The sequence below is a fragment of the Azohydromonas caseinilytica genome, from assembly GCF_012927045.1.
Lineage (GTDB): Bacteria > Pseudomonadota > Gammaproteobacteria > Burkholderiales > Burkholderiaceae_C > Azohydromonas > Azohydromonas caseinilytica.
Genome location: NZ_JABBFW010000031.1, coordinates 34586 through 52296 on the forward strand (window position 1 = coordinate 34586; position 17711 = coordinate 52296).

The window sequence follows — 17711 nt, forward strand, 5'->3', positions numbered from 1 at the left end:
CGGGCGGCACACCATCCGGCGCCGAAGCGCCCGGACCCGCCGCAAGGCTTTCAGGCCGGGCGCCGCGACTGGCGGCGATACAGGACCATGCCCAGGAAACCCGTGCCGCACAGCAGCAGCGCCTGGGTCGAGGGCTCGGGCACCGGCGTGGCCAGAAAGGCATGCACCGATCCGTCCGTCAGGCGGCCCATGCCCACGATCTGGCCTTTGTCGTTGATGGCGTTGCCGCCGAAAAGCATTTGCCACTGCGGCTCGTTCGTGACCACGAGGTCCTGCAGGTCATGACCTTCGCCGTCGCGATAGACCACCGCCAAACTGCCCCGGCGGCGGCCGGCAGAAGCAGCATGGCAATCCAGCGCAGCACCTGTTTCATGTCGATCTCCTCATGAACCCTTGGAGTGAGACGGGACGCCGGAAATATCCGTGCCGGCGTGAGCCGCTGAAAATGTCAGGTTCTTGGTTGCGGAAACGGCGGCAGAATTGAATGGGGCACAGGATTTATTTTTGTTTATCAAGGATGTTCTGATCCTTGGTTTGTATGGAGGCCTGCGAGCGCAGGATTTCTCCTGTCCTGGTGATGCCTTTTAGGATCGCTTTGTCATCGTTGGCGCTCAAGCCCGTGGCGGCTGTATTGAACATGCAAAGCAGGTCGGGCAGCTTGTCGTGGTTGAGGTCCACCGCCGTCGGGCAAGCGGAAAGGCTGATTTCTTCGCCAGTCTTGCCGAATCGCAGGGTGGCGGGTTGTACCATTTTGGGCGCATCGAAATCGGGCGAAGACAATAGGGCTACCGGGAGCTTGCCGTTGCTCGCAAGATTCACCTTGTTGTGCGGATTTCCGGGCCTGATGTCGATATTCACATCGATGAGCGGAATGCCCTCGATCTCGATTTCGCCGATTTCGAACTCGCGCAGCGTGTACCTGTGCATGAGCGCCAGGAAATCGCGTAGAACGATGCGGTCCGTCGGGATGGTGCCCAGCGATGTATTGGCCAGCATGAACTCCCTGTTCACGAACCATCCCAAGGAGTTTGTCGGTCCGAATCCCCGCCCCAAGGGTATTGTTTCCGAAGTCGTGCCTATTTCGAAGGTTGCGCTGATGAAGGCGCCCGCATAGAAATCCGGTCCTGAGGGCAGCGGCCCTTGATAGGCTTTCAAGCTGGTGATCAACACCTTGCGGCCGAGATACATGGTGATGAGGGGGGCGACCGGGAGGCCATCGTCGGCCGTGCCGATCTTGAGCATGTGCGCGGCAGTGACGCTGAATGGATAAATCCCATCGTTCAACGTGCCGCTGCCGCCGGCATAGTCGAGCAGCCTGTACGTGCCCGCGAGAATGCTTCTTCCGGTCGGCGTTTTTGTGCCTGTATAGACGTGCTCAAAACCGAAAAGCCCTGACTCCGGCGTGCGCTTGATGTCGTAACCCGTGATCGGTATGGGGCGGGGTATGGCTTCGACCGGTGTTTCGGCGGTTGAAGCAGCAGCCATGGCCTGCATCGGAAATTCCCTTCCGGAAATCGGAAGTTCACTGCCGCCGCCGCAGCCGCCAAGCAGGAGAGCGAGGGCCGGCACGGCAAGAAAATGCCTTTCGAGCCCCATCAGGCCCGAGCTGGCAAAACCGGTTTTCTGCTCTCCAGGCCATGAGCGACAGCGTGCCATTTCAACCTCCGGTCATTGGTAGAGTCGCGCACCGTGAAGCGTGGACGCGCCGCAAAAAGATAGGCGCCTGGCAGGAGCCTGGTCTGATTCAGCGCAAGCGCGAGGGCGGTGCAAAACCTGTTTTGTGCCAACCGGTAAAGTGCCGTTGCGAGATTTGTTCACGGGGCGCAATCCGCGTGCTGCCTCGCTGGCACGGATGGGCATATTGGATTGCGTGCATTCCTGCCTGTCGGGCCCGGTTTCACCGGGTCAGCCAGGGGCAGGGGCTGGACTTCAGGAAGCCCAAGAGTTCCATCCGTGTCTTGGTTTTGTCGAGGCACGCCCCCACACTGCCGTTTACCCCATCCCCAGCCGTGACTTTCGTCACCTCCAGTTCGTGAAGGACGACACAGCGCCGGCATGACGTTTCGCAGCGTGGCCGGGCGCGGCGGGTGCCTAGAGTTGCCTGCATGAAACGCCTCCTCCTCACCCACCCGCTGCGCAACACCATCAGCCTTCAGCTGAAGTTCCACCCGCTGCTGGCGGGCCTGGACGACGCTGCCCATGCCGAGCTGGCCAGCCTGGTCACCGTGCACGAGGTGCACCGTGGCGAGCGCCTGCTGGAGCAGGGCAGCCGGGAGCTGAGCCAGTTCCTGGTGATCGAAGGGCTGCTCAAGCGCGTGGTGACCGGCGCCAACGGGCGCGAGATGACGCTGCGCTTCGCCGGCGAGCACGACATGGAAACCTGCTACGAGGCCTGGCGCGATGGCGCCGGCGCGGGCTTCTCGGTCGTCGGCGCCAGCGGCGCGCTGGTCGTCTCGCTGAGCATGAGCGACTGGTGCGACTTCCTGGACCGCCATCACGCCGTGCGGCAGGCGTTCCAGGAGCGGCTGGTGCAGATCGGCACGGCCATCGTGGAGCATGCGGTCGGGCTGCTGCTGCTCGACGCGCCGAGCCGCGTGCACCAGTTCTCCTCCAAGCACCGCGAGCTGGTCGACCGCCTGCCGCACAAGGACCTGGCCTCGTACCTGAACCTGTCGGCAGAAACCTTCTGCCGCGTGACGCGGCGCCAACGGCCGGCTCTGCAGGCTGCCTGAGGCGCGGCGCGTGATGGCCATGTCCCCAGCCTTGTCACAGCCCGACCCGGGAGGGCCGGAGCCGGGCCGTATATTGAGCTGCATGAACGCGGAACGAGCCCCTGCCCAGCGCATCCGGTTGCTGATCGTCGATGACCAGGCCCTGGTGCGGCGCGGCCTGGCGCTGATGCTGTCGATGGAGCCCGACATGGAGGTCGTGGGCGAGGCCAGCGACGGCCTGGAGGCGGTGGAACAGGCCAAGCGGCTGAGGCCCGACGTCGTGCTGATGGACCTGCACATGCCGCGCAAGGGCGGCGTGGGCGCCACGCGCGAGATCACCGCCTCGCTGCCCCAGACGCGCGTGCTGGTGCTCACGACCATGGAGGCCGAGCAGTCGGTGTTCGACGCGGTACGCGCCGGCGCGATGGCCTACCTGCTCAAGGACGCCACCGAGCAGGAGGTGGTCGAGACGGTGCGCGGCGTGCACCGCGGCGAGTCGCACATGACGCCGCAAATCGCGCGGAAGATGCTCGACCAGTTCCGCCGCATGGCCGAGGCGGCACCGCCGCCGGAGTACCGGCACGAGGAGCCGCAGGAGGAGGCGGCGCCGCTGTCCGAGAAGGAAAGCAAGGTGCTGCAGCTCATCGCCGAGGGCAAGAGCAACAAGCAGATCGGCACCATGCTGTTCCTGGCCGAGGGCACGGTGAAGAACTACGTGAGCCGCATCATGGAGAAACTGCACGCCGGCAGCCGCACCGAGCTGGCCGTGATCGCGCTGCGGCAGCGGCGCGTCGAATAGCTCAGGGCACCGCTTCGAGCAGCCGTTGCCGCATCGGCCGCAGCACGAACCACGCCAGCAGCGCCCCCACCCCGTTCATCGCGCAGGCGATCAGGAACACGGCGTGCCAATCGCGCGTCATCAGCACCAGCGTGCTCGACAGCGGCACCGCGAGCGAGGCCACGCCCTTGGCGGTGTAGAGCAGGCCGGCGTTCGCCGCCGCGTACTTCGAGCCGAAGGTGTCCGCGCAGGTCGAAGGGAACAGGCTGTAGATCTCGCCCCAGGCCAGGAACAGCGCGCCGGTAAGCAGCACGAAGCCCAGCGGGTGGCCGCCGAACTCGTACAGCGCCAGGATGGCGACCGCCTCCAGGCTGAAGGCCAGCACCATGGTCTGCTCGCGCCCGATGCGGTCGGACACCCAGCCGAAGAACAGGCGCGACAGGCCGTTGAGCACGCGGTCCAGCGCCAGCGCGAAGGTCAATGCCGGCAGCACCAGCCCGGCGATGTTCACCGGGAGGTCGTCGATTTTGAAGTCGCGGGCGATGAGCGCGAGCTGCGCCGTGGCCATCAGGCCGCCGGCCGCCGTCAGCACGAAGATCGCGTACATCACCCAGAACACCGGCTGGCGCAGGGTTTCGCCGGGCGTGTAGTCGCGCTGCGACTGGCGCAGGTGTAGCGGCGGCGGCGGGGTTTCAACCTGCCTGAGCAGCTTGTTTGGGTCCTCCAGGCCCAGCGCCATCAGCATCACGAGCAGGCCCTGGCCGAGGCCGAAGTACAGGAAGGCGGCCTCGTGGCCGCGCGAGGCGATCACCATCGAGATTGGCACGACGGTGAGCGCCGAGCCGGCGCCGAAGCTCGCCACCACCAGGCCCACCGCGAGACCGCGCCGCTCGGGAAACCACTTCAGGGCGCTGCCCACGCAGGTGCCGTAGACCGCGCCCGCGCCGATGCCGGTGATTGCGGAGGCCGCGTACAGCAGCGCCAAGGAGTCCACGAAGGCGTTCATCACCCAGCCGATCGCGCACAGCAGGCCCGCGCCGAGCACCACCGGGCGCGGGCCGAAGCGGTCGACAAGGTAGCCCGCCAGCGGCACGAACCAGGTCTGGGTGAGCACGAAGATGGCGAAGGCGACCTGGATCGCCGCGTGGCTCCAGCCGAAGCGCTCGGCGAACGGGTTGACGAACAGCGTCCAGCCGTACTGCAGGTTGGCGATGGTGGCCATGCACACCATCGCCATCGCCAGCTGCCCCCAGCGGAAGCGCGGGTCCGGCGGCGCGTCGTCGCTGAGGTCGTCCAGCCAGGGGGCGGCAGCCCGCCGCGGGGTGATGTCGTCGTCCACGGTGTTGGCCGGCCCGCCGCGGGCCGCAGCGCAACATTCGACAAGGGATGGCATGCGGGTGCTTCCTTCCACGCTCATGGCGTGTGGGCGGCGTGGCCCAGGCGGTCGTTCGATGGGCTCATCTCGGGGCCGACGCGCAGCCGCAGGCGCACGGCGGTGCCGGCCCCCGGTGCGCTGCGCAACTCCAGCTCGGCGTCGATCAGCTGCGCCTGCTCGCTGATGCCGACCAGGCCGTAGTGCCCGGGATGCGGTTCGGCGAGGTCGAAACCGACCCCGTCGTCGGCAATGGCCAGCTCGATGGTGCCGTTGTCCAGGTCCTTCAAGGCGACCTGGACATGCGAGGCCTGCGCGTGCCGGTCGATGTTGCGCAGCACCTCCTCGGCGATGCGGAACAGCGTTTCCGCACGCGGGTCGGCGAAGGTGGCTGCCTGTGGGTCGGTGCTGAAGCGCACATCCAGCCCCGTGCGCTCGGCAAACCGGTTCACCGCGCCGCCCAGCGCGGCGCCCAGGCCGAGGTCGCGCACGGCGTTGAGCCGCATCTGGCTCACCGCCTCGCGCGCCTCCTTGATGCCCTGGCGCGCCACTTCCTCGGCACGTTCGAGCTCGGCGCCCAGCTTCTGCGGGTCGTGCGCATGCAGCATGCGCAGCGTGCGCACCTCGACCAGCATCTCCATCATCGAGTGGGCCAGGGTGTCGTGCAGGTCGCGGGCCAGCCGCAGCCGCTCGCGCACCACCGCCGCATAGCGGCTGTCGGCCGCCAGGCGCTCGACCTCGCGCGTGCGCGCCTGCACGCGCTGCTCCAGCTCCTGCGTCAGCCGGTCGAGCTCGTCGTGCTCCTGGCGTTGCGCCTGCAGCAGCCGGCTGAAGGCGCGCCCCAGCACCGCCACCTCGTCGCGGCCCTTGGGCTCGACGATGCCGTCGGCCTCCTGCCGGGCGACGCGCCGCACCTGGGCCGTCAGCTCGCCCAGCCGCCGCGTGAGGCGGCGCGCGAACATCGCGCCCACGAGGGCGGCCGTGATGCTGAGCAGGATCGAGATGGCGGTCAGCTTCTCCTGCAGGCTGCCGCCGCCGCCATGGCCGCGCTCCTCGGCCGGCTGCACCACCGCCACGTGCATGCCCAGGGCGCTCAGCGCGGGCGCGGCATCGCGGGGCGCGCTCACGACGAGGGTGCGCTGGCCGTCGTCGGCCGGCAGCACCGCCACGCCGGGCAGCACCGGCGCGAGCGGCGGCAGCGGCGAACCGGACGGGCGCTCGAACACGATGCCGTGACGCTCGTTCAGCAGCAGGACGCGGGCAAGCGGGTCGGGCTTCACGCGCTCGCGCACGTCATCGATGAGGGCGGCCAGCCGCTCCTGGGACGGCAGGTGCGGCGCGGACCCGCTCTCGCCAGGCTGGTTCACGAGGGCCCGCTCCAGCTCGGCGGCCACCTGGCTGGCGAAGCGCTTCAACAGCGCATCGCGCTGCGCCAGCATGCTGTTGGCGGCATAGTCGCCCACCGCCACCAGGGCGAGCGCGATCGTGAGCGAGAGGGCGACGGCAAGCCAGGCGACTGCCGTCGCGAGGCTGCGTCTGGGATCAAGGGCACTGAAACTGCGGAACATCTTTGGGCGCCGATGTTCGCCACTCCAGGCCCCTTGTCCATTGGTGTATCGACTGAACAACCTTCAGCCGGCAGCCGTGTAGGCACCACGGCGCCGCGCAGGCGGATCAGGGCGACCGGGCGCAAGAAGATGACGAAGGTCACTGTGTTGTCGTGCCTTGCGTCACTGCCTCGCGGTGCCGTTTCGCAGGGGACAACGGGCGGTGCTCTGCCTAGATTTCCCTCATGCGTCGTACAGGAGTGCCCATGGACACGGCCACCGCTTCAGCCTTGTTGTCGCGCGACGACATGTTCGTCGACCTGGTCAGCTTCAAGTGGCTGATGGCCGACATGGGCTGCTGGATCGACCTGCCCCGCATGCGGTACGACACCGCCTATGCCTGCGAATGCGCGTCCCGGGGCCTGTCGGCGCGCTGTTCCGTGCTGCAGCAACGCAGCCGGGAGCTGCTGTCCCTGCTGGCGGCGCCGGTGGCGATGGAGCCCACGCTCAACGATCTCGGCGCGCGCATGCAGCGATGACGCCGACATGGAGCTCGTTCCGCACGCAACGGCATGGCGAAGGTCCCGGCTGCCGGCTCGCGCCAGCCACCGGGGCCCCTGTCTGCTCACGGGTACTGCTCAGCCTTCGACCGCCAGGCCGCCCGCCGGCAGCGTCTCGAACACCTCCGCCACCCGCAGCCGGCCGTTGCGCGCCACGTGTTTCTCTCCGGTGAGCACGTTGCGCAGCGTCAGCCCTTCGGCCCAGGCCGGCAGCTCGACCACGGTGTCGCCCCAGGCTTCTTCTCCCAGCGGCCAGCCGGGCTGGAAGCCCAGCAGCCGCGCGAAGAAGCGCCCGGCCACCGTGACCAGCCGCTGCCCGTCCGCCGTCTCGCGCGCGAAGGCGACGACGTGGTCGGCCCGCTCGCCGGCGGCGCTTAGCGGCTGGTAGTTGCCGTCGCGGAAGAGAGCCGGCTGCCGCGCCCGCCACTGCAGCAGCTGCCAGGTCAGCCACAGCTTCAAGCGGCCGTCGTGCGGGGAGGGCGTGAGCTCCTGCACGTTCACCAGGCCATCGGGCGAGTCGCGCAGCCGCTCGAACTCGTCCAGCAGCGCCGTGCGCTGGCCGTAATCGACCGCGCGGCGGTTGTCCGGGTCCACCAGGCTGAAATCCAGCAGCTCGTTGCCCTGGTACAGGTCCGGCACGCCGGGCAGCGTGTACTTCAGCAGTGTCAGCGTCAGCGAGTTCAGCGCGCCGAACCAGGCCAGGATCTCGGCCTGGGACTGGATCTCGGTCAGCAGCGGGTTGGGCTTCACGCGCGGCAGCGCGCTGCGGATGAAGGCCAGCAGCGCCTCCTCGTACTCGGCGTCCGGGTTCACCCAGCTGCTGTGCCGCTTGGCCTCGCGCACCGCCTTGAGCGCGTAGCGCTCGATGCGCTCGCGGTACTCGGGCAGCGCCTCTTCCGTCAGCCCGCCCGCGGGCAGCGTGCCCAGCAGCGTCTGCAGCAGCAGGTACTCGTCGGCGCGCGAGGGCATGAGGTGGCCCTCCTGCGCCTCCACGCGCGCGCGCTGCAGCTGCGGCGCCTTGTAGAAGCGCCGCAGCGACAACCGCCAGGCCGCGGGGAACTCGCTGAGCACGTCCAGGCGGCAGCGCACGTCCTCGCTGCGCTTGTTGTCGTGCGTGGAGGTGGCCAGCATGGTGTGCGGCCAGCGCGCGGCGCGGTCGCCGTTGGCGCCGTGGAAGGCGCGCAGCGTCATGCCGAAGGTGCCCGGCTCGCCGCCCACCTCGTTCACCGGCAGGAAGCGGTTGTAGCGGTAGAAGGCGGTGTCCTCCACGCCCTTGGCCGTCACCGGCGCGGTGAACTGCTGGAAGCGCATCGCGAAGCGCCGCACGCGCTCCTGCAGCGCCTCGTCCGCGCCGTCCACGGCTTCGGCCAGCAGCGTGCTGCGCACGAAGTCGAACACCGTGGTGTCGGCGGCGCGGCTGCGCCGGCGCGCGGCCGACACCGCCCAGTCGATGAAGCGCCGGTCCTGCGCCGACGGGCTGCGCACGATGTAGGTGCGGTACACCGGCATGCACGCCGCCACCTCGGCCAGCGCGCGGCGCAGGCTGTTGAGGCTGTGGTCGCGCGTGCGCCGGTGCGAGCGCGCGATGCGCAGCAGCTCGGTCGCCAGCACGGTCAGCTCCGAGGACAGCGACACGCGCATGATCAGCTGCTTGCCCTGGTAGGCCATCTCCTCGAAGGGCTCGTCGTCGCCGCTGACGGCCTGCCAGATGCGGTCGAAGCGCTCGCGCGCGGCGCAGTCGATGAGCACGCCGTTGAGCACGTTCATCGCGCGGTAGCCGGTGGTGCCGTGCACCGCCCAGCTCTCGGGCACGTCCTCATGCCCGGCGGCGATCTTCTCGGCCACCACGTACAGCGGCCGGGGCGGGCGGCCCTGCTCGTCCTTCTCCGGCAGCAGCAGGCCCACGCGCCGCGCGTAGCCCTGCTGCAGCCAGTCGAAATACTGCGTGGGGTCGTGCAGGCCGTCGGGGTGGTCGATGCGCAGCCCGTCCACCACGCCGGCGGCGCACAGCTCCAGCGCCAGGCCGTGCGTGGCCTCGAACACGGCCGGCTCCTCCATGCGCAGCGCCGCCAGCTCGTTGACGTCGAAGAAGCGCCGGTAGTTGATCTCGTCCGAGGCCACGCGCCAGAAGGCCAGGCGCCAGGCCTGCGCGGCATGCAGCGCGTCCAGCGCGTCGGGCGTCTGCCACTCGGCCATCGCGCCCTCGATGGCGCCCTGCACGCGGCCGTCCTCGCGCAGCAGCGCCACCAGCCGTTCCTTGAGCAGCGCCTGGTCGCGCTGGCGCTCGAAGCGCGCCTGCGGCGCCGCGTCCTCGCGCGCGGGCAGGTGCCGGCAGGCGGTGGCGAGACTCTGCAGCGCCAGCGAGGCGGCGCCGTCCAGGTGCTCCGAGGCCCGCTCCAGCAGCGGCGCCACGGTGCGCGGGTCCAGCGGGAAACGGTGCTCCCAGTACTGCAGCGCGAAGGTGCCTTGTTCCGGCTCGAAGACGAGCTGCAGCTCGCCCGCCTCCAGCACCTGGCCGTAGTGCTGGCCCAGCACCGGCAGCAGCACCTTGCCGTGCAGCGCCGGATCGACCGGCTGCCAGTCGATGTCGAAGTAGCGCGCATAGGCCGAGGCCTCGCCATGCTCCAGCACGTCCGCCCACCACGCGTTGTGCCCGCCGATCACGCCCATGTGGTTGGGCACGATGTCGAGGATGAGGCCGAGTCCCAGCTCCTTCGCCGCGGCGGCGAAGCGCTCGAAGCCCTCGCGCCCGCCCAGCTCCGGGTTGAACTCGTCATGCGCCACCACGTCGTAGCCGTGCATGCTGCCGGCGCGCGCGCGCATCAGCGGCGAGCAGTACACGTGGCTCACGCCCAGCCGTTGCAGGTAGGGCAGCACGGCGATGCCGTGCTCGAAGTTGAAATCCTTGTGGAACTGCAGCCGGTAGGTGGCGCGCGGCACGGCGGCTTGCGCGCGCGGCAGCTGCGCGGCCTTCAGCGGCGCATGCGGGCGTTCGCGCGCCAGCACGGCCGTGAGCGACTGCACCCGCGCGTCCGCGCGCAGCGCGTCCAGCGCCAGCGGCAGCTTCTGGCGCCAGTTGGGGTGCTCGTTGACGGTGCCGGGCAGGTTGGGCTGGTCCAGCACGCCCAGCACGTCTTCCAGCTGCACCATCTGCACGTAGGAGGGCGTGCGCGCCACGTAGGTGTGCACCGCCTCCACCAGCGCCTGCGTCAGCGGCGGCTGGTGTGCCAGGTCGATGCTCACGCCCTCGGGCAGCAGGTCCTCGTGCTGCAGCGCCAGCAGCAGCCGGTACTTCTCCTGCGCGCGGGCCACGAGCTGCTCCTCGTACACCTTCTCGTCGGGGTACAGGCCCAGGCCCTTGCGCACCTGCAGGTCATGCCCGTTCCACCAGCCCGCCAGCGTCGGCAGGTCGTGGGTGCTGATCGCCACCAGCGCCAAGCGCGGGTACTCGCGCGGCGGTTTGAAACTGCCGCCCTCGCCGCGCTCGAAGTACAGCAGCCGGTACGACAGCACCTCGGCCTCGGCCAGGGCGGCGCGCATCTCGTCGGCCACGGTGCCGAGGTCTTCGCCGATGACCATGCAGCGGTTGCGCTGGCTCTCCAGCGCCACCACCGCCATCAGCTCCTGGAGCGGGTAGTGCACGTAGGCGCCCTTGGTGGCGCCGCCCTGCGGCGGAATCCAGTACAGCCGCATCAGGCCCATCACGTGGTCGATGCGCAGCGCCCCGGCGTGGCGCATGTTGGCGCGCAGGGTGTCGATGAAGAAGCGCAGCCTCGTCTGCAGCAGCCGGTCCGGGCGCAGCGGCGGCAGGCCCCAGTCCTGGCCCTGGACGTTGATCTCGTCCGGCGGCGCGCCCACCGTGGCGCCGGTGGCGTAGAGCGAGGACTGCCCCCAGCTGTCGGCGCCGGCACGGTCCACCGACACCGCCAGGTCCAGGTACAGCCCCACCGCCAGCCCGCGCGAGCGGCAGCGGTGCGACACGCGCGCGAGCTGCTGGTCGGCCTGCCACTGCAGGTACTCGTGGTACTCCACGGCCTCGCGCTGCTCGCGCTGGAAGCGGCGCACCGCCTCGCCGCGCGGGTCGCGGTATTCCTCCGGCCACACCGGCCAGCCCCACACGCCGGCGTCGCGGGCGTGGAACTGCGCCTGCAGCGCCTCGAAGGTGGCAAACAGGCGCAGCGGCTCGCCCCGGTCGGCCTGGAAGGCGCGGAAGGCCCGGCCGCGCGCGCTGGCGGTGTCCAGGTGCCGCTCGCGGAAATGCGCGTACAGGCGGCGCAGCACCTCGGTCTTGGCGCTGGCCACGCCGGCGTAGTCCACCTGCGGCGCCTCGCGCAATTGCTGCAGCCGGTTCTGGAAGGCGGCCGAGCGCACCAGCGCCTGCGCCGTCTCGCATTCGCGGAAGTCCTCGATGACTTCCACGTCCAGGTAGATCAGGTTGAGCTGCGAGCGCGAGGACGGGCTGTAGGGGCTGATGTGGTAGGGGTTGTGGCTGAAGAGCGCGTGCAGCGGATTGAGGCCCACGATGCCCGCGCCGCGCTCGCCGAAATCCGCCACCAGCTCGGCGAGGTCGCTGAAGTCGCCGATGCCCCAGTTGCGCTGCGAGCGCAGTGCGTAGAGCTGCAGCGCCGGGCCCCAGACGCGGCCCTCACCCTGCAGCTCCTGCGGGCGCCAGCAGCGCGCCGGCGCGGCAATGAGCAGCGTCTCGCCCAGCGCGATGCCCTCGGTCTCCAGCACCAGGCGGTGGTAGCCCGCGGGCAGCCGCGTGCCGATGGTGAGAAGCAGCGCGCGCATGGCGCGGCCGTGCACGCTGGCCTGCTCCAGCTGCGGCAGCGTGTCGGCATTGGCGTCGTAGGCGTGGACCGCACCGTCCTCCTGGTGCAGGGTCCAGCGCAGCAGCCGCACCTCGCGCGGCAGCCGGATCGGCAGCTCGAAGTGCGCCGCCTCGGCGTTCACGGCCAGCACCTGCGGCAGCGGGCGGTGCCAGTCCGCGGCCTCGGCGGCGTCGAAGGCTTCCTCGTCCAGCGCCGTCACGCCCAGCTCGGCCAGGATGGCCTTCAGCCCCTCGTCGGGCACCGCGTGGTGGTTGCCCCAGACGTCATGCCATTCGGTGCCCACTTTCAGCCGCTCGCACCAGCGGCGCAGCATCCCTTCAGCCATCGACGTTCTCCAGGGTCACGATCACGCCGTCGGGCTGCAGCTCGCCTTCGGCGCGCAGCTCGAACACCACCTGGCCCGCCAGCGGCGGCCTGGCTGCCGGTTCCGCGCCGAAATGCGCCGCCAGCCGCAGCGTGGCGCCGTCGCCCAGCCGCCACACCACCTGCAGCAGCCCGTCCTCGACGCGGTGCTTGCCGCCGCTGCCCATGCCGGCCAGGCGCGGCGTGATCCACTGCCGCCGCAGGGCCAGCAGCTGCCGGATCAGCGCCAGGCGCCGCGCATGCGGCTCGCGCGTGCGCTCCTCCCAGTCCGGGCGGCTCACGGTGAAAGTGGCCTCGGCGTTGGGGTCGGGGATGCTGGCGCGCGCCTCCTCGCTCTTGAAGGCTTCGAAGCCGCCGAACTCCTCGCGCCGGCCCTTGGACACCGCCGCAGCCAGCTCGGGGCCGAAGTCGCAGAAGTAGAGGAAGGGCGCCGCGGCCGCGTACTCCTCGCCCATGTAGAGCATGGGGATGTGCGGCGACAGCAGCAGGCAGGCGTAGAGCGCGTCCAGCCGCTGCGACGGGCCCAGGTCGCTGATGCGCTCGCCGAAGGCGCGGTTGCCGATCTGGTCGTGGTTCTGCAGGAAGGACACGAAGGCCATGGAGGGCAGCTGCGCGCTGGGCTCGCCGCGCGGCTCGCCCTTGCGGAAGGGCGAGGGGTCGCCCTGGTAAGCGAAGCCCTCGGCCAGGCAGCGGCCCAGCGTCGCCACCGGGTCCTCGGCGTAGTCGGCGTAGTAGCCGTCGCGCTGCCCGGTGGCCAGCACGTGGGCGGCGTGGTGGAAGTCGTCGTTCCACTGCGCATCGGCGCCGGTGGGCTGGCCCTGCTCGTCGCGCTCCAGGAAGCGCGCGGTGTTGGCGTCGTTCTCCAGCACCAGGTGCACCTGGCGGAAGCGCCCCGGGCCCGCGCGCAGCCGGCGCCCGACCTCCATGGCGATGTGCGTGGCCGAGTCGTCGGCGATGGCGTGCACCGCGTCCATGCGCAGCCCGTCGAAGTGGTACTCCTCGACCCAGTACAGCGCGTTGGACACGAAGAACTCGCGCACCGTGGCGCTGTGCTCGCCGTCGAAGTTGATGGCCGCGCCCCAGGGCGTCTGGTGCGCGGGGTTGAAGAAAGGCTTGCAGTAGGCGTGCAGGTAGTTGCCTTCGGGGCCGAAGTGGTTGTAGACCACATCGACCAGCACCATCAGCCCCAGCCGGTGCGCCTCGTCCACGAAGCGCTTGAGGTCCTCGGGACGGCCGTAGCCGGCTTCCGGGGCGAAGTGCAGCACGCCGTCGTAGCCCCAGCCGCGCCGGCCCGGGAATTCGGCCAGCGGCATCAGCTCCACGGCCGTGATGCCCAGCTCCGCCAGCTCCGGCAGGCGCTGCATGGCCGCGGCGTAGCTGCCTTCGGGCGTGAAGGTGCCCAGGTGCAGCTCGTACACCACCGCCTCGTGCCAGGGCCGGCCGCGCCAGCCGCTGTCGGCCCAGGCGTAGCCATGCGGGTCGATCACCTCGCTGGGGCCGTGCACGTCCTCGGGGTTGAAGCGCGAGGCCGGGTCGGGTACCGCCAGCCCGTCGGGCAGCAGGAAGCGGTAGCGCGTGCCGGCGCGGGCCTCGGGCACGGCCAGCTCGTGCCAGCCGCCGTCGCGGGCTTCCATGGGCAGCCGGCGCGGCCCGCCGGATTCTTCGAGCTGCAGCTGCAGCGACGGGACATCGGGCGCCCACAGGCGAAAGCGCACGCCGCCGCCGTCATCGAGCAGCGTGGCGCCGAAAGGCATGGAGTGCATGGGGAAGTCTCTCGGGAAGGGTGGGTTGAAGGGGCGGGCAGCCGCGTGCGCCGGCTGCCGCGAGGACGGGTCAGACCGTCACCATCGGGCGCACCAGCACCACCAGCGAGCGAGCGCGCAGGACGTAGCGCTCGCCGGGCTGCAGCAGGCCGTCGCCGATGCCTTCGGGCTCGAAGGTGTCGATCTGCACGCGCCAGGCCTCGCCGGGGATGGCCGGGAGGGTGAAAGGCACCTCCTCGGCATGGGCGTTGAAGGCCACGAGCATGTCGTCGTCGTAGACGGGCCGGCCGCGCCGGCCCACGTCGTTGATGGCCGCGCCGGCGAGGTAGATGCCCAGGCAGCGCGCGTGCTCGTGCTCCCATTCCTGGGGCGTCATCTCGCTGCCGTCGGGCTTGAGCCAGACGATGTCCTTGAGCTGGCCGCCGAGCAGCGGGCGGCCGTCGAAGAAGTCGCGACGGCGGAAGGTGGGGTGGTTGCGGCGCAGGTTGATCAGCGCCTGCGTGAAGCGCTGCAGCGCCTCCTGCGCGGGCGTGAGATCCCAGTCCAGCCAGCTGATCTCGTTGTCCTGGCAGTAGGCGTTGTTGTTGCCGCCCTGGCTGCGGCCGAACTCGTCGCCGGCCAGCAGCATGGGCACGCCCTGCGACAGCATCAGCGTGGCCATGAAGTTGCGCTGCTGGCGCTCGCGCAGCGCGTTGACCTCGGGGTCGTCGGTGGGCCCCTCGACACCGCAGTTCCAGGAGCGGTTGTTGTCGCTGCCGTCGCGGTTGTCCTCGCCGTTGGCCTCGTTGTGCTTGCCGTTGTAGGAAACCAGGTCGCGCAGCGTGAAGCCGTCGTGCGCGGTGATGAAGTTGATGCTGGCCAGCGGCTTCTTGCCCGAGCGGCCGTAGAGGTCGGAGGAGCCGGTGAGGCGCCGCGCGAACTCGCCGATGAGCCCGCCGTCGCCCTTCCAGTAGGCGCGCATGCCGTCGCGGTAGCGGTCGTTCCACTCGGCCCAGCCCGGCGGGAAGTTGCCCACCTGGTAGCCGCCCGCGCCCAGGTCCCAGGGCTCGGCGATCAGCTTGACGCGGTTGAGCACCGGGTCCTGGCGGATGACGTCGAAGAAGCCGCCCAGGTGCTGCACCACGCCGCCCTCGCGCGCCAGCGCCGAGGCCAGGTCGAAGCGGAAGCCATCGACGTGCATCTCCTCGACCCAGTAGCGCAGCGAGTCCATGACCAGCTGCAGCGCGCGCGGGTGCTCCAGGTTCACCGTGTTGCCGCAGCCGGTGTAGTCGGCGTAGTAGCGCCTTTCCTGGCCGAGCATGTAGTAGGCGGCGTTGTCGATGCCGCGCATCGACAGCGTCGGGCCCATGTGGTTGCCCTCGCAGGTGTGGTTGTAGACCACGTCCAGGATCACCTCGATGCCGGCCGAGTGCAGCGTCTTGACCATGGTCTTGAACTCCTTCACTTTCTCCGAGGCGCTGTAGCGCATCTCGGGCGCGAAGAAGCCCAGGGTGTTGTAGCCCCAGTAGTTCTGCAGCCCCTTCTGGACCAGGTAGTGATCGTTGATGTAGCTGTGCACGGGCAGCAGCTCCAGCGTGGTGATGCCCAGCTGCTTGAAGTACTGGACAACGGGCGCGGTGGCCAGCGCCGCGTAGGTGCCGCGCAGCGCGTCGGGCACCTCGGGGTGGCGCATGGTGAAGCCGCGCACGTGCATCTCGTAGATCACCATGTCGGTCCAGGGAATGTCCGGGCGCCGGTCCTCGCCCCAGGTGAAGGCCGGCTCCAGCACGCGGCACTTGGGCATGAAGCTGGCGCTGTCGCGCCGGTCCAGCGAGAGGTCGCCCTTGCGGTGGCCCAGGGTGTAGCCGAAGAGGGCGTCGTTCCAGCGCAGCTTGCCGATGAAGTCCTTGGCGTAGGGGTCCAGCAGCAGCTTGTGGTGGTTGAAGCGGTGCCCTTCCTCGGGCTTGAAGGGGCCGCGCACGTAGTAGCCGTAGGCCAGCCCGGGCCGGGCTTCGGGCAGGTAGCAGTGCCAGATGTCGTCGGTGCGCTCGCGCAGCGGGATGCGCTGGCGCTCGCGCCGGCCGCTGGGGTCGTAGACGGCGAGGTGCACCTCCTGCGCATGCTCGGAGAACAGCGCGAAGTTCACGCCTTCGCCGTCCCAGGTCGCGCCCAGCGGATAGTTCCGTCCCGGCCAGACGGTGGTGATGTGGGTTTCGCGGCTCATTGCGGCTGCGCCTGAGCAATTCCGGCGCCTGCGCGGCACCGGATGTCCGGACATGCGGGGCACAGGCGGCAGCCGCGCCGGGGCGGCGCACCAAGTCCGGCACTGGGCGGGGCGCGGCAGCCGTGCGCCGGCGCCCGGGAAATGCTGCCGCTGTCCATTTGCGGGCGCGCCTGCCGGCAATCCGAAACAGGACGCGGCTGCCCCGGCCGCAGGTCTCGTGCGGCGGGGTTGTCTTGATTTCCAGGCGCCCGGCAGGCTGCCTGGTCTGGAAGTCAGGGCGGCACGGCGGAGAAGGCCCGTGCCGCCCGCGCCGGGGGGCGCGCTTGCTCCAAGCCTCCCGGCGGAGCCCGGCCGTCAGGCCGCGCCCAGCCTGATCGCTGCCGCGTCAGCCGTTGGCCGGCAGCACCACCAGGCGGGCTGCGTCCTGGGCCGCGACGCGGCCCTCGTCGGTGGGCACCACCCAGAGCTGCACCGCGCTGTCGCTCGCGTGGATGGCCATGGCCTCGGTGCCGGTGGCGCGCGCGTTGGCCTGCGCGTCGATGCGCACGCCCAGCCAGGCCAGGCGCGCGGCCACGTCGGCGCGCAGCTGCACGTCGTGCTCGCCGATGCCGCCGCTGAAAGCCAGCGCGTCCAGCCCGCCCAGGCAGGCCGTGAGCGCGCCGGTCTCGCGCACCACGCGGTGCGTGTACAGGTCGATGGCGAGCTGGGCCTCGGGGCTGTCGCTGCCGCGCAGGCGGCGCATGTCGGCCGTCAGGCCCGAGACGCCCAGCAGGCCGCTTTCCTTGTAGAGCAGCTTCTGGATGCGGTCGTGCGTCCAGCCGTGCTCCATCAGGTACAGCAGCACGCCGGCGTCCAGCGCGCCGCAGCGCGAGCCCATCATCAGCCCCTCCACCGCGGAGAAGCCCATGGTGGTGGCGACGCTGCGGCCCTCGCTCACGGCGCACAGGCTGGAGCCGTTGCCCAGGTGCGCCATCACCAGCCGGCCCTCGCTGTGCGCGCCCAAGCGGCGCAGCTCGCCCTGGATGAACTGGTACGACAGCCCGTGGAAGCCGTAGCGGCGCACGCCCTCGTCGCGCAGCGACTTGGGCAGCGCGAAGCTGTATTCCACCTCCGGCAGCGAGGCGTGGAAGGCGGTGTCGAAGCAGGCCACCTGCGGCAGCCCGGGCAGCACGCGCATGAAGGCGCGGATGCCGTCCAGGTTGTGCGGCTGGTGCAGCGGCGCCAGCGGGCACAGCGGCTGCAGGTCCTTGAGCACCTGCGGCGTGACCAGCACGCTCTGGCGGTATTGCGCGCCGCCGTGCACCACGCGGTGCGCCACGGCCTCGATGCGCAGCGCCGCGCCCTCGGTCTCCAGCAGCTCGCTCAAGCTCACCAGCGCCTGCGCGAACGGATCGGCCCCGGCGGCGAGCTCGCGCTGCTGGGCGCGCCCGCCGGCCTTGGCCCAGCCCAGGCGCAGTTGGCCCTGGGGCTCCAGCCCCTCGAAGCTGCCGCTGAGCAGCGCGGACTGCACCACGCCGTCACGCAGGGGGTAGACGGCAAACTTCAACGTCGACGAGCCGGCATTGACGGCAAGGATGCCCAT

Annotated in this window: 11 protein-coding genes; 3 read left to right on the forward strand and 8 right to left on the reverse strand. The window is 70.2% G+C overall.

The window, feature by feature from the left end:
• Positions 1-50: 50 nt before the first annotated feature.
• Positions 51-308 (reverse strand): PEP-CTERM sorting domain-containing protein, encoded by a 258-nt coding sequence (locus HHL10_RS30775; RefSeq protein WP_169163277.1) that lies wholly within the window; start codon positions 306-308, stop codon positions 51-53.
• A 190-nt stretch (positions 309-498) separates the two neighbouring features.
• The gene (locus HHL10_RS25755) at positions 499-1656 is read right to left on the reverse strand and encodes a hypothetical protein (RefSeq protein WP_169163278.1); all 1158 of its coding nucleotides are present in this window, start codon (positions 1654-1656) and stop codon (positions 499-501) included.
• A 449-nt stretch (positions 1657-2105) separates the two neighbouring features.
• On the opposite strand from HHL10_RS25755, the gene HHL10_RS25760 reads away from it, so the two are divergent.
• Both HHL10_RS25760 and HHL10_RS25765 read left to right on the forward strand, forming a co-directional pair.
• Positions 2106-2732 (forward strand): Crp/Fnr family transcriptional regulator, encoded by a 627-nt coding sequence (locus HHL10_RS25760; RefSeq protein ID WP_169163279.1) that lies wholly within the window; start codon positions 2106-2108, stop codon positions 2730-2732.
• An 82-nt stretch (positions 2733-2814) separates the two neighbouring features.
• A complete protein-coding gene (locus tag HHL10_RS25765) occupies positions 2815-3510 on the forward strand; it encodes a response regulator transcription factor (RefSeq protein ID WP_169163280.1) in 696 nt (231 codons plus the stop codon).
• Between the two features lies 1 nt (position 3511).
• On the opposite strand, the gene oxlT is transcribed toward HHL10_RS25765, so the two are convergent.
• Both oxlT and HHL10_RS25775 read right to left on the reverse strand, forming a co-directional pair.
• The gene (oxlT, locus tag HHL10_RS25770; protein ID WP_235971800.1) at positions 3512-4726 is read right to left on the reverse strand and encodes an oxalate/formate MFS antiporter; all 1215 of its coding nucleotides are present in this window, start codon (positions 4724-4726) and stop codon (positions 3512-3514) included.
• Positions 4727-4902: 176 nt separating this feature from the next.
• Positions 4903-6429, reverse strand: a complete 1527-nt coding sequence (locus HHL10_RS25775) for a sensor histidine kinase (RefSeq protein ID WP_169163282.1) — start codon at positions 6427-6429, stop codon at positions 4903-4905.
• A gap of 245 nt (positions 6430-6674) precedes the next feature.
• On the opposite strand from HHL10_RS25775, the gene HHL10_RS25780 reads away from it, so the two are divergent.
• Entirely contained in the window at positions 6675-6947 is a 273-nt protein-coding gene (locus HHL10_RS25780) for a hypothetical protein (RefSeq protein ID WP_169163283.1), read from the forward strand.
• Positions 6948-7046: 99 nt separating this feature from the next.
• Here HHL10_RS25780 and HHL10_RS25785 read toward each other — a convergent pair whose 3' ends face one another.
• From HHL10_RS25785 to HHL10_RS25800, 4 genes are all read right to left on the reverse strand, one after another.
• Positions 7047-12125, reverse strand: coding sequence for a malto-oligosyltrehalose synthase (locus tag HHL10_RS25785; protein ID WP_169163284.1), 5079 nt, complete (start codon positions 12123-12125; stop codon positions 7047-7049).
• Complete coding sequence (treZ, locus tag HHL10_RS25790) at positions 12118-13926, reverse strand: malto-oligosyltrehalose trehalohydrolase (protein WP_169163285.1); 1809 nt, start codon at positions 13924-13926, stop codon at positions 12118-12120. Before treZ ends, HHL10_RS25785 begins: the two co-directional genes overlap by 8 nt.
• Before the next feature lie 70 nt (positions 13927-13996).
• Positions 13997-16129, reverse strand: coding sequence for a glycogen debranching protein GlgX (gene glgX / locus HHL10_RS25795; RefSeq protein WP_169163286.1), 2133 nt, complete (start codon positions 16127-16129; stop codon positions 13997-13999).
• A 385-nt stretch (positions 16130-16514) separates the two neighbouring features.
• Positions 16515-17711, reverse strand: a complete 1197-nt coding sequence (locus tag HHL10_RS25800) for an acetate/propionate family kinase (protein ID WP_169163287.1) — start codon at positions 17709-17711, stop codon at positions 16515-16517.

Bases quoted from the DNA above. Each gene is read 5' to 3' on its own strand.
- HHL10_RS25755 (WP_169163278.1), bottom strand. From the start codon at position 1,656: ATGGCACGCTGTCGCTCATGGCCTGGAGAGCAGAAAACCGGTTTTGCC.
- HHL10_RS25760 (WP_169163279.1), top strand. From the start codon at position 2,106: ATGAAACGCCTCCTCCTCACCCACCCGCTGCGCAACACCATCAGCCTT.
- HHL10_RS25765 (WP_169163280.1), top strand. From the start codon at position 2,815: ATGAACGCGGAACGAGCCCCTGCCCAGCGCATCCGGTTGCTGATCGTC.
- oxlT (WP_235971800.1), bottom strand. From the start codon at position 4,726: ATGGCGATGGTGTGCATGGCCACCATCGCCAACCTGCAGTACGGCTGG.
- HHL10_RS25775 (WP_169163282.1), bottom strand. From the start codon at position 6,429: ATGTTCCGCAGTTTCAGTGCCCTTGATCCCAGACGCAGCCTCGCGACG.
- HHL10_RS25780 (WP_169163283.1), top strand. From the start codon at position 6,675: ATGGACACGGCCACCGCTTCAGCCTTGTTGTCGCGCGACGACATGTTC.
- HHL10_RS25785 (WP_169163284.1), bottom strand. From the start codon at position 12,125: ATGGCTGAAGGGATGCTGCGCCGCTGGTGCGAGCGGCTGAAAGTGGGC.
- treZ (WP_169163285.1), bottom strand. From the start codon at position 13,926: ATGCACTCCATGCCTTTCGGCGCCACGCTGCTCGATGACGGCGGCGGC.
- glgX (WP_169163286.1), bottom strand. From the start codon at position 16,129: ATGAGCCGCGAAACCCACATCACCACCGTCTGGCCGGGACGGAACTAT.
- HHL10_RS25800 (WP_169163287.1), bottom strand. From the start codon at position 17,711: ATGGGCATCCTTGCCGTCAATGCCGGCTCGTCGACGTTGAAGTTTGCC.